This window comes from Lutibacter sp. HS1-25 (genome assembly GCF_004121075.1).
Taxonomy (GTDB): domain Bacteria; phylum Bacteroidota; class Bacteroidia; order Flavobacteriales; family Flavobacteriaceae; genus Lutibacter.
In genome coordinates, this window is the sequence record NZ_RHLN01000161.1 from 137308 (window position 1) to 149940 (window position 12633).

The following is a 12633-nucleotide window of genomic DNA, read 5'->3' on the forward strand; positions in this document are numbered from 1 at the left end:
ACCCTAAAAAAAACCTTTAATTTTAATTAAATATTCAATAGATAAAAAAATTTACATAAATTTAAATAAAATTTTTAACTAAAATTCATTATGATTTCAGATAAATTAAAATTACAGCCAGAAGTTCTTGAAGCCGTCGTAATTCGGTTTGTTGGAGACTCTGGAGACGGTATGCAGCTTACAGGAACGCAATTTTCTGATACTTCTGCAATGTTTGGAAATGATATTGCAACATTCCCAAATTACCCTTCCGAAATTAGGGCACCACAAGGAAGCTTATATGGTGTTTCTGGATTTCAGGTTCATATTGGTAGCATTGAAGTAAGCACACCTGGTGATAATTTAGATTTATTAGTTGCAATGAATCCTGCTGGTTTAAAAACAAACTTATATGCTGTAAAACCAGGTCATACAATTATTGTTGATACAGATGCTTTTTCAAAAAAAAATTTAGAAAAGGCACAATACACTTCAAACCCGCTTGAAGATGGTAGTTTAGAAAACTATAGAATTATTCAGGTAGATATGACTTCTTTAACCAAAGAAGCGTTAAAAGATGTTGAAGGTTTGGATAATAAATCCATTGCCAGAAGTAAAAATATGTTTGCTTTAGGAATGGTTTATTGGATGTATGGTCGCTCTAAAGATTATACTATTGATTTTTTCAATAAAAAATTCAAAAATAAACCATCTGTAATTGAAGCAAATACCAAAGTATTAAATGCCGGTTATTTCTTTGCAGAAACTTTAGAATTAATTCCCAATGCTTATACAATTTCTCCTGCAAAAATGGAATCAGGAACCTATAGAATTATTATGGGAAATACAGCAACAGCTTGGGGATTTTTAGCTGCAGCAGAAAAAGCTGGTTTGGAATTATTTTTAGGTTCCTACCCTATTACTCCGGCTACTGATATTTTACATGAATTGGTAAAACACAAACATTTTGGCGTAAAAGCTTTTCAGGCCGAAGATGAAATTGCCGGAATTGCTTCTGCTATTGGAGCTTCATTTGCTGGAGATTTGGCAATTACCACAACTTCAGGCCCAGGATTGGCTTTAAAAGGCGAAGCTTTAGGTTTGGCTATGATTATGGAATTACCGTTGGTTGTTGTAAATGTGCAACGTGGTGGTCCATCAACAGGTTTACCAACAAAAACTGAACAATCTGATTTGTTACAGGCAATGTATGGTCGAAATGGTGAAAGTCCAGTAATCGTTATTGCTGCAAGCACACCTGCAAACTGCTTTAATTTTGCTTTTGAAGCTTCAAGGTTGGCATTAGAACATATGACACCTGTTATTTTATTAACCGATGGTTATATTGCAAACGGATCTGCACCTTGGAAAATAAAAAGCGTAAACGATTTACCTGAAATAAAAACCAAACTTATTAAAAATCCTATTGAAAATTGGTATCCATATACACGAAATGAAGAAACTTTAGCTCGCAATTGGGCTATTCCTGGTATGGCTGGTTTTGAACATAGAATTGGCGGTTTAGAAAAAGATAGCATTACTGGTGAAGTTTCTCAAGCTCCCGAAAATCATGAAAAAATGACTAGAATTAGAGCTGAGAAAATTAAACGAGTTCAAAATAACATTCCGAGTATTAAAACAGAATTTGCCCAAAGTGGCGATTTATTGGTAATTGGCTGGGGAGGAACTTATGGCTCTTTACATTCAGCAGTAAAACAAATTAATGACGAAGGTTATAAAAATATTGGGTTTGCACATTTCAACTACATCAATCCACTTCCAAAAAATACAGAAGATATATTAAAAAAATTCAAAAAAATTATTGTCTGCGAATTAAACGACGGACAATTTGCTAAAATTCTAAGAATTAATTTTGAAGGCTATCAATTTTTACAAAAAAATAAGATTCAGGGATTGCCTTTTGGAAACAACGAACTTATAGAAGAATTTAAAAAACTAGTAGACTAAATTATGGAAGCAACTACAGAACAAAAATATACCTTTAAAGATTTTGCAAGCGATCAAGAAGTGCGTTGGTGCCCTGGTTGTGATGATTACGTAATTTTACGTTCTATGCAAAAAGCACTCCCAGAAATGGGCGTAAAAAAAGAAGATGTGGTATTTATTTCAGGAATTGGATGCTCTTCTCGCTTTCCATATTATATGAATACTTATGGTATGCATACCATTCATGGTAGAGCTCCAGGAATTGCTTCGGGTGTAAAATTGGCAAATCCAAATTTAAGTGTTTGGGTTATGACCGGTGATGGAGATGCTATGGCTATTGGTGGTAATCATTTTATCCATGTATTGCGAAGAAATATTGATCTAAACATTGTACTTTTTAATAATGAAATATACGGATTAACCAAAGGGCAATTCTCCCCAACCTCATTGGTTGGTCAAAAAACAAAATCATCTCCTTACGGAAATACACAACCTCCTTTTTCACCTGGTGAACTAGCTCTTGGAGCTGGCGCACGTTTTTTTGGCAGAATTGCAGGAAACGTTCCAAAAGACATTACACAAATGATGATTGATGCTCATAAATTTAAAGGCACATCACTTATTGAAGTTTTACAAAACTGCGTTATTTTTAATGATGGTTGTTTTAATGATATTACAGATAAAAATGTAAAAGAAGACAAACAAATATTTTTAGAGCACGGAAAACCAATGATTTTTGGAAAAAACAGAGACAAAGGACTGGTACTTAATAAATTGAAATTAGAAGTTGTTACCATTGGTGAAAACGGTATAACGCAAGAAGATTTATTGGTTCATGATGCCAAAGAAAAAGATCCAACTTTACATCAAATGTTAGTGAGATTGCAATACCCTGTTGCTACTGGAATTATACGAAGTTTTGAAGATGTTACTTTAGAAGAACGAGAAGACGCTCTTACAAAACAAGTAAAAGCAAATTCAAAATTTAAAAAAGCCGACGATTTATTTTTCTCAGGAGAAACTTATACAGTTAAGTAACAATAATTACAGAAAAACACTGATTTTCAGAAATATTTAATCAAAAAAAAACGTTAATTTTGATTAAAGAATGACAAAAATCATTTTTATTCTAAATAATTCAATTAATCTACTATTTTTGTAGACTAATAAAAAAAGCGTATAAAATGGGTTCAGAAGCCATCATTGTATTTCTACTTGCCGGTATTGTTTTAGTGGCAGGTGCCAATTTTTTATCAAACTTAATTTCACCAAAATCAGACAACTCACAAAAAAGAGAACCTTATGAAAGTGGTATGACAACTATTGGCCCAACTTGGGTTCAATTTAAAGTTGGGTATTATTTATTTGCCATTTTATTTTTAATTTTTGATGTTGAAGTTGCATTTTTAATTCCTTGGGCAGTTGTTTTTAAGGATGTTGGAAGCGTTGCACTGGTTGAAATTATCATCTTTTTAGTAATTCTAGGATTAGGTTTGTTATACGCTTGGAAAAAAGGAGCATTAAAATGGGAGTAGATAAAAAACGATTTATAACTGAACTGGAACCTAATTTTAAAGTTCCTGAAGTACCAGCCGATTTTCCGGGAAAAGTAATCCCAGCAGGAAATGGCGCCAACGTAATTGTAACATCATTAGATCAAATTATCAATTGGGGTCGATCAAACTCACTTTGGTCACTTTATTTTGGTACCAGTTGCTGTGCTATTGAAATGATGCAAACTGGGGCGGCACGCCACGATTATTCAAGATTTGGTTTTGAGGTTGCAAGACCTTCGCCAAGACAAGCCGATTTAATTATTATTGCCGGAACCATTGTAAATAAAATGGCACCCGTTTTACGTCGTTTATACGACCAAATGGCAGAACCAAAATATGTAATAGCTATGGGAGCTTGCGCTATTTCTGGAGGACCTTTTTTTTATAATACATATTCAGTTGTAAAAGGTGCAGACCATGTAATTCCGGTAGATGTTTATGTACCTGGTTGCCCACCACGTCCGGAAGCCTTACTAGAAGGTATGTTAATGCTTCAAGATAAAATTAGAACCGAAAACATGAAACACAAAGTCAATCCTATTGATGGATTTGATGAAGGTAAATAACCAAATTTATGACCAACGAAGCATTACAAAACTTAATAAGTAGCTGGATTCCCGAATTGGAATTTACTGAAGAAGGTTCGCAGTTCTTAAATATTACCGTAAAACCGCAACAATTACACCAATTATTGTCTCAACTAAAAAGCAATATCGAAACTCAATTCGATTATTTATTTTGTTTAAGTGGTGTAGATTATGAAAAATCTCTTGGAGTTGTTTATCATTTAGAATCTACAACGCACAGACATATTTTAGTTGTAAAAGTCGAAACTGAAGATCGAGAAAATCCAACATTTGATTCTGTTTGCGATATTTGGAAAACTGCAGAATTTCATGAACGCGAAGTGTTTGATTTCTTCGGAATAAAATTCAATAATCACCCTAATTTAAAACGCCTATTTCTAACTGATGAGTGGGTAGGATTTCCACTAAGAAAAGATTATGTAGATGAAATTAATATGGTTATTAAGTAATTATGGATACAACTATTAAAAATAGCAATCTAAAATCAGAAGAGTATTTCATTAATATGGGACCTCAACACCCTGCAACACATGGTGTTTTACGTTTGTTGTTAACCATTGATGGTGAAATTATTAAAAAAGTTGAACCTGATTTAGGCTATATTCATCGTTCTATCGAAAAAATGTGTGAACGAGACAGCTATCAACAAATTGTTCATTTAACAGATCGAATGGATTATTTGTCGTCTCATATTAACAATGAAGCAGTTTGTTTAACTGTTGAAAATGCCCTTCAAATAGAAGTCCCTGAACGTGTAAAAGTAATTAGAACCATTATTGGCGAATTGACCAGAATTGCTTCACATTGTTTATGGTGGGGTGTAATGGGAATGGATGTAGGCGCATTAACAACTTATTTTTACGGTTTTAGAGACCGCGAAATGATCAACGATATTTTTGAAGAAACTTGTGGTGCTCGACTAACTATGAACTACAATCTTCCTGGAGGTTTGATGTTCGATATTCACCCTAATTTTGTAAAGCGTACCAAAGATTTTATAGCACATTTCAAAACAAAATTATCAGAATATGACACTTTGCTAACTGGCAATATCATTTTTCAAAAACGTATGAAAGGTGTCGGAATTTTAACAAAAGAAGATGCCATTTCTTATGGCGCTTCTGGACCTGTTGGACGTGGTTCTGGCTATTCTTGTGATGTTAGAAAATACCATCCGTATAGTGCTTTAGATAAAGTAACATTCAATGAATCTTTAAAAACCGACGGTGATAGTTTTGCACGTTATCAAGTTCGAATTCAGGAAATGTGGGAATCTATGGCAATTATTGAGCAACTAATTGATAATATTCCTGAAGGTGATTATCAAACCGCAACAAATGCTGTGATAAAATTACCAAAAGGAGAATTTTATCAAAAAGTTGAAACGGCTCGTGGCGAATTAGGTGTGTACATTGTAAGCACAGGAACTAAAAATCCTTATCGCTTAAAATTTCGCTCACCAGGTTTTTCAAATTTATCCCTGCTAAATCATATAGCTGTTGGAGGTAAAATTGGAGATTTGGTAGCAACAATGGCAACCTTAGACCTTGTAATTCCAGATATAGACAGATAATGGGTAATGAATACTGAAGCGTTAATCATGAAAAATGTCTATTTTTTTAATCAATAGCAATCAACAGACATCAAACAAAAATAAATGAACATATCATTAAATATCACAAAAACCTTTACTGAATTGCTTTCAGGATTTTTACCAGAAAGCACTGCCAATATTGGAGCAATGGTAATAATTGCCTTAATCTATTTAGCCATTTTTTCTGTAGCTGGTTTGTTTTTGGTTTTGATAGAACGAAAAGTAGCTGCTTGGTTTCAATTAAGACTTGGACCAAATCGAGTTGGACCTTGGGGTTTATTACAAACCATGGCCGATGCTTTAAAACTGGTTTCAAAAGAATTAACAGGTACCGTAAAAGCTGATAAATTTTTATACAATTTAGCACCATATTTCGTCATCGTTTCTTCATTAATGGCACTTTCCGTTTTTCCATTCACACAAAATTTTCAAGCATTTGACATTAATATCGGACTTTTCTTTTTAATTGCTATTTCATCAATAGGTGTAATTGGAATTTTACTAGGTGGTTGGGCAAGTAATAACAAATTTGCTTTGATTGGTGCAATGCGAAGCGGTGTACAAACCATTAGTTATGAAATATCTGTTGGTCTTTCGTTGTTAACTATGGTTTTAATTACTGGTTCTTTACAATTATCTGAAATAGTTGAAGTTCAAAAAAATGGCTGGTTAATTGTTCAGGGACATATCCCTGCAATTTTTGCGTTTATGATTTATATGATTGCCGGAACCGCTGAAACAAACCGCGCACCTTTTGATATGGTTGAAGCCGAAAGTGAATTGGGAGCTGGTTTTCATACAGAATATTCGGGTATGAAGTTCGCATATTTCTTTTTGGCTGAATTTATCAACATGTTTATTATTGCCGCAATTGCAGCCACCGTATTTTTTGGCGGTTGGCTATCGCCTTTTGGCATAACAGACAGCATTCCGTGGTTGGGTGTTTTTTGGTTTTTAGCAAAAACAATGACCTTGGTATTTTTAATGATGTGGTTTAGATGGACATTTCCAAGATTAAGAGTTGATCAGCTTTTAACTTTAGAATGGAAATATTTACTTCCACTAAACTTATTAAATATCATATTAATGGCGCTAATTGTTTGGTTAAACCTAACAATACAATTTTAGAAATTATGAGTTATTTTGGAGATATATTTAAAGGAATAAAAACATTACTAACCGGTATGAGTGTTACCGGAAAGTATTTTATGACCTCGCACAAAGGAGCTATTACACAACAATATCCAGACAACAGAGACACTTTAAAAATGTTTGATCGTTTTAGAGGTGAAGTAGTAATGCCGCATAATGAAATTAACGAACACCGTTGTACAGGTTGTCAAAAATGTGAATTGGCTTGTCCAAATGGTTCTATTGAAATTATTTGGGATCGACAAGTTGACCCTGAAACAGGGAAAAAGAAAAAAATGATTGACAAGCACATCTACCATTTAGGTATGTGTACTATGTGTGGTTTGTGTATTGAAGCCTGCCCTACCGATGCAATTTTATGGGCTCAAAACTATGAAAACTCTGTATATAACAGATCTGCATTAACTAAAGTTTTAAACCAACCAGGTTCTAAATTAATGCCTGGTGTAGAAGATTAAAAATATGGAAAGATATATATTTTACATATTGGCACTGATTATAATTGTTTTTGCAATTGCATCAGTAACAAGCAAAAAAATGCTTCGATCTGTTATTTACCTGTTATTTACACTTTGTGGAATTGCAGGAATTTACTTTTTAATAGATTATAATTTCTTAGCAGCAATACAATTAACGGTATATGCAGGCGGAATTATTGTATTAATTATATTCTCAGTTGTATTGATACATCATATCGAAATGGAACTAGAAGTCGCAAAAAAATCGAAACAAATTTTAGTTGGTTTGGCTTGTTTAGTAGGTTTAGCTGTGTTTTTAACTACCATTTATTCACATCCTTTTAATGTTGTTGAAAATTCAGTTACAACAACTACTGAAGATATTGGATTTGGGTTGTTGAGTTACGAAACTGGCGGATTTATTTTACCTTTTGAAGTAATAAGTATTTTACTATTAGCTTCTATGATTGGGGCTATTGTGATTGCAAAAGGTGGAAAAACAAATTTTGGCAACAAGGCAAAAGACAATAGTAATTTAAAAAATTAATTCCGAGTATGAAAAAACATGAACTTGCAACTTCAAACTCAAAACTTAAAACTTCAGAAAAATGATAGCCGGAATTAGCATATACGAAATTTTAACCGTTACCTCTATCCTGTTTTTTATTGGTGTTTACGGTTTTATTACACGAAAAAACTTGATTTCAATTTTAATGTCTATTGAATTGATTTTGAATGCATCAGTTGTAAACTTTGTTGTTATAAATAAATATTTATATCCAGAAATGTTACAGGGTGTTTTCTTCTCAATTTTTATTATTGCTGTGGCTGCTGCAGAAACTGCATTGGCGGTTTCAATAATAATTAATTTATATCGACAAATTGCTTCAGTAGAAGTTAAGGACACTGAAATTATGAAGTATTAATTTTGAAATAATTAAAGTTGGGGAAAATTTAAAGAACAATAGTTAGCATTTATTAACCACAGAAAACACGAAGATTACACAAAGAACACTGAGCATGATAGAAAATGATATTGCAACAAAAATTATTGGTTGCGCCATTGATGTTCATAAGAATTTAGGTGCTGGCTTATTAGAAAGTGCATACCAAGAGTGTCTTTATTATAAACTTAAAAAAGAAGGTTTAAGGGTTGAAAAAGAAAAACCAATGCCAATTATTTATGAAAATGTAAAATTAGAATGTGGCTACAGAATAGACTTACTTGTTGAAAATAAAGTTGTTATTGAATTAAAAAGTGTTGATTCATTGAATGATGTTCATATGGCTCAAACACTAACATATATGAAATTAGGTAATTATAAATTGGGTTTGTTGATTAATTTCAACGTAATCTTATTAAAACAAGGCATAAAAAGAATTATAAATGGCACTCTGTAAACTCTGTGTTTAACTTTGTGAACTTTGTGGTAAAAAATTAAAACCAATACTATGAACATTAACTATGTTTTATTAATCCCCTTAATTCCGCTAGCAGTATTTTTATTGCTTGGAATTTTTAATCGAAAAATCAAACCAGCAGTTTCTGGGTATATTGGTGTTGCAGGTTTATCGGCCTCTGCAGCTTTATCATTTTATACTGCCTATCAATACTTTTTTGTAGCAGGAAAAGTTGATGGCGTTTACCAAACATTTGTTGAAAAAACTACCTGGATGAATTTTACTGATACCCTTGCAATTGATATGGGTATTTTTATTGATCCAATTTCAGTAATGATGTTACTTGTAGTTTCAACAATCTCTTTAATGGTGCATATTTACAGTCGAGGCTATATGAAAGGAGACCCTGGTTACACCAAGTTTTTTGCCTATTTAGGACTTTTCTCTTTTTCAATGTTTGGACTGGTATTGGCAACAAATTTATTTCAGATTTATATTTTTTGGGAATTGGTTGGTGTTTCGTCTTATTTATTAATTGGCTATTACTACACAAAAAATTCAGCAGTAGCTGCTGCAAAAAAAGCATTTATAGTTACGCGTTTTGCCGATTTAGGTTTTTTAATCGGAATCTTAATAATTGGCTATTATACTGGCACCTACGATTTTGAAACATTAAACAATCCTGAAGGAAATGCCATTTTAAGTTGGGCATCAACATCATTTATGGGCTTATCTGTACTTACTTGGGCATTGATTTTAATTTTTATGGGAGGTGCAGGAAAATCGGCTATGTTTCCTTTACATATTTGGTTACCCGATGCCATGGAAGGCCCAACACCAGTTTCAGCATTAATTCACGCTGCAACTATGGTTGTTGCAGGTGTTTATTTGGTAGCACGCCTTTTTCCAATGTATTATTTTGTTGAAGATGGTTTTGCCTTAAATATTGTTGCTTATGTTGGCGCTTTTTCATCACTGTTTGCCGCTATTATTGCAATTACTCAAACCGATATAAAACGAGTTTTAGCATTCTCAACTATGTCACAATTGGGATATATGATGCTGGCTTTAGGTGTTTCTGGATACAATGGTCACGAAGGTGTTGGTTATATGGCTTCTATGTTTCATTTGTTTACACATGCTATGTTTAAAGCCTTATTGTTCTTAGGAGCAGGCTCTGTAATTCACGCAGTTCACAGTAATTATTTACAAGATATGGGTGGTTTGCGCAAGTATATGCCAATAACAAACATTACTTTTTTAATTGCAGCTTTGGCCATTTCTGGAGTTTTTCCTTTATCAGGATTTTGGAGTAAAGATGAGATTTTAGTTGCTGCTTTTGAACACAATAAATTAATTTATGGCGTTGGTGTATTTGTTGCCGGTTTAACTGCCTTTTATATGTTTAGATTGTATTTTGGAATTTTCTGGGGAAAAGATACACAATACAAACACACACCACATGAATCACCAATTTCTATGACATTTCCATTGCTAGTTTTGGCTTTTATAAGCATTTTTTCAGGGTTTATTCATTTTAGTGAATACATTACTCCAGATAAAGCCGGCTTTGAAGCACATCTAAATATTCCTTTAGCTATTATAGCAACAGTTGTTGGATTAACAGGAATTGGTTTGGCTTACATTTTCTACAAAAAAGAAAACAATTTGGCTGACAGATTTGCAAATGCATTTGGACCTATTTATATATGGGCAAATAACAAATTTTACTTTGATGAAATTTACATGTTTGTTACCAAAAAAATAATTTTCAAACGAATTGCCTGGCCAATTGCCTTATTTGATAAGAAATATGTTGATGGAACGATGGAAGGAATTGGTAATAAAACGGTTATAATCGCCAATAAAATCAAAGGAATACAATCTGGTAAAGTACAAGATTATGCCTTTGGATTTATTGCTGGTGTAGTGGTTTTAGCAATGGTATTTATTTATTTGTGGACTAATTAATTTCCGAAATAACAAAACCCAATAAACAAATATCAAATAAATCTCAATGAAAAAAAATTCAATATATGATTTAGAAGAAAGAACATTTCAATTTGCAAAAGAAGTTAGGGTATTTATAAAAGAATTAGATAAAACAATCGCAAACTTTGAAGATGCAAAACAAGTTGTACGCTCTTCAGGTTCTATTGGCGCTAACTATATTGAAGCAAACGAGTCATTAAGTAAAAAAGACTTTGTATACAGAGTGAAATTGAGTAGAAAAGAAGCCAAAGAAAGTATTTACTGGCTTCGATTAATAAATGAAACAAATAAGTTTCAAAAAACCGATAAAGCTGAAAAATTAATTCAAGAATCAATAGAATTAAAAAAGATTTTTTCAGCAATTATTGAAAAATCAAAATGATTGTTTTTTGGAATTTGAATTTTGGAATTTAAATTTAATTTATATTAAATTATTATGGATATTTTATCACTTTTTGTCGTTGTACCTGTCTTAACTATATTGGCCTTGGTTTTTACCAAAGATTTAAAACAGGCACGTATAGTTTCTATGGTTGGTAGTATTATTCAACTAGGAATGGCAATTAATTTAGTTTTTGCTTATTTTAAAGAAAGGGCTGTTAATACCAATATTATGGTTTTTACCAAAGATGTTGTTTGGTTTAAAAACTTCAACATTCATTATGCTATTGGTGTAGACGGAATTTCAGTTGCACTTTTATTGCTAACAGCAATTGTTGTTTTGGCAGGCGTTTTTATTTCTTGGAAAATAAGCGACTTACCTAAAGAATTTTTCATCTCATTATTGGTACTTTCAACTGGGGTTTACGGATTCTTTATTTCAATAGATTTGTTTACAATGTTCGTTTTTTACGAAATAGCTGTAATTCCAATGTACTTGTTAATAGGTATTTGGGGATCTGGGCCAAAAGAATATTCAGCCATGAAATTGACTTTAATGTTAATGGGAGCTTCTGCAGTTTTATTGGTTGGTGTTTTGGGAATTTATTTCAACTCAAATGCAGATGGTGGCGCTTTAACTTTCAATATTTTAGAAATTGCTCAGGTAAATATTCCTTTTGAAGCACAAAAATTATTTTTTCCTTTAACATTTATTGGCTTTGCCGTATTAGGTGCTTTGTTCCCATTTCATACTTGGTCACCTGATGGTCACGCTTCTGCTCCAACAGCTGTTTCAATGTTACACGCTGGCGTTTTAATGAAATTAGGAGGTTATGGGGTATTTAGAGTTGCTATGTTTTTATTGCCTTTGGGCGCAATGCATTGGGATTGGTTCTTTATTATTTTAGCCGCAACTGGTGTAATTTACGGCGCTTTTGGCGCTTTAAAACAAACCGATTTAAAATACATAAACGCATATTCATCTGTAAGTCATTTAGGAATGGTATTATTTGCTTTGTTAATGTTGAATAAAACTGCTTGGAATGGCGCCATTATGCAATCACTTTCTCACGGATTTATGACTGCCTTATTCTTCGCCTTAATTGGAATGATTTATGGCAGAACACATACAAGAGATATTACCAAATTAGGTGGTTTACTAAAGGTGATTCCTTTTATATCTGTAATTTATGTAATTGCTGGTTTGGCTTCATTAGGCTTACCAGGATTCAGCGGATTTGTTGCTGAAATGAACATTTTTGTTGGTGCTTTTGAAAATCCAGGATTGTTCTACAGGGTTGCAACCATTATTTCAGTTTCTGCAATTGTTGTTACTGCTGTTTACATTTTACGTGTGGTTGGAATTATGCTTATGGGACCAATTAAAAACAACGAATATTTAGAATTGGAAGACGCAACTTGGTACGAAAAAACAGGCATATTTTTGTTATTAATTCCAATTATAGCAATGGGAGTTGCCCCACTTTGGTTAAGTAATATGATTTTTGAAAGTTTACAACCTTTTATACAAGGTGTTTTATAAACAAGTTAAAAGTTTAAAATTGTAACTTTTACAGTTAATTATT

Annotated in this window: 14 protein-coding genes; all 14 read left to right on the top strand. The window is 32.7% G+C overall.

Annotated elements, in window-relative coordinates:
- Window positions 1-90: 90 nt before the first annotated feature.
- A complete protein-coding gene (locus EC396_RS17410; RefSeq protein ID WP_129368130.1) occupies window positions 91-1947 on the top strand; it encodes a 2-oxoacid:acceptor oxidoreductase subunit alpha in 1857 nt (618 codons plus the stop codon).
- 3 nt (window positions 1948-1950) lie between these two features.
- On the top strand, window positions 1951-2964 hold the full coding sequence (locus EC396_RS17415; protein WP_129368131.1) for a 2-oxoacid:ferredoxin oxidoreductase subunit beta: 1014 nt from the start codon (window positions 1951-1953) through the stop codon (window positions 2962-2964).
- A gap of 146 nt (window positions 2965-3110) precedes the next feature.
- Complete coding sequence (locus tag EC396_RS17420) at window positions 3111-3461, top strand: NADH-quinone oxidoreductase subunit A (RefSeq protein WP_129368132.1); 351 nt, start codon at window positions 3111-3113, stop codon at window positions 3459-3461.
- Window positions 3452-4048, top strand: coding sequence for an NADH-quinone oxidoreductase subunit B (locus EC396_RS17425; protein ID WP_240665777.1), 597 nt, complete (start codon window positions 3452-3454; stop codon window positions 4046-4048). The genes EC396_RS17420 and EC396_RS17425 overlap by 10 nt, the downstream gene beginning before the upstream one ends.
- A gap of 8 nt (window positions 4049-4056) precedes the next feature.
- Entirely contained in the window at window positions 4057-4518 is a 462-nt protein-coding gene (locus EC396_RS17430) for an NADH-quinone oxidoreductase subunit C (protein ID WP_129368133.1), read from the top strand.
- A gap of 2 nt (window positions 4519-4520) precedes the next feature.
- Complete coding sequence (locus EC396_RS17435; RefSeq protein ID WP_129368134.1) at window positions 4521-5642, top strand: NADH-quinone oxidoreductase subunit D; 1122 nt, start codon at window positions 4521-4523, stop codon at window positions 5640-5642.
- Window positions 5643-5726: 84 nt separating this feature from the next.
- Window positions 5727-6791 carry an NADH-quinone oxidoreductase subunit NuoH gene (gene nuoH, locus EC396_RS17440; protein WP_129368135.1) on the top strand — a complete coding sequence of 355 codons (1065 nt, stop codon included), beginning with the start codon at window positions 5727-5729 and terminating at the stop codon, window positions 6789-6791.
- 5 nt (window positions 6792-6796) lie between these two features.
- Entirely contained in the window at window positions 6797-7273 is a 477-nt protein-coding gene (locus EC396_RS17445) for a 4Fe-4S binding protein (RefSeq protein WP_129368136.1), read from the top strand.
- Between the two features lie 4 nt (window positions 7274-7277).
- On the top strand, window positions 7278-7820 hold the full coding sequence (locus tag EC396_RS17450) for an NADH-quinone oxidoreductase subunit J (RefSeq protein WP_129368137.1): 543 nt from the start codon (window positions 7278-7280) through the stop codon (window positions 7818-7820).
- 61 nt (window positions 7821-7881) lie between these two features.
- Window positions 7882-8199 carry an NADH-quinone oxidoreductase subunit NuoK gene (gene nuoK / locus EC396_RS17455; RefSeq protein WP_129368138.1) on the top strand — a complete coding sequence of 106 codons (318 nt, stop codon included), beginning with the start codon at window positions 7882-7884 and terminating at the stop codon, window positions 8197-8199.
- 94 nt (window positions 8200-8293) lie between these two features.
- On the top strand, window positions 8294-8674 hold the full coding sequence (locus EC396_RS17460) for a GxxExxY protein (RefSeq protein ID WP_129368139.1): 381 nt from the start codon (window positions 8294-8296) through the stop codon (window positions 8672-8674).
- Window positions 8675-8725: 51 nt separating this feature from the next.
- Complete coding sequence (gene nuoL, locus EC396_RS17465; RefSeq protein WP_129368140.1) at window positions 8726-10645, top strand: NADH-quinone oxidoreductase subunit L; 1920 nt, start codon at window positions 8726-8728, stop codon at window positions 10643-10645.
- A 46-nt stretch (window positions 10646-10691) separates the two neighbouring features.
- A complete protein-coding gene (locus tag EC396_RS17470; protein ID WP_129368141.1) occupies window positions 10692-11048 on the top strand; it encodes a four helix bundle protein in 357 nt (118 codons plus the stop codon).
- A 54-nt stretch (window positions 11049-11102) separates the two neighbouring features.
- On the top strand, window positions 11103-12590 hold the full coding sequence (locus EC396_RS17475; protein WP_129368142.1) for a NuoM family protein: 1488 nt from the start codon (window positions 11103-11105) through the stop codon (window positions 12588-12590).
- The last annotated feature ends 43 nt before the right edge of the window (window positions 12591-12633 follow it).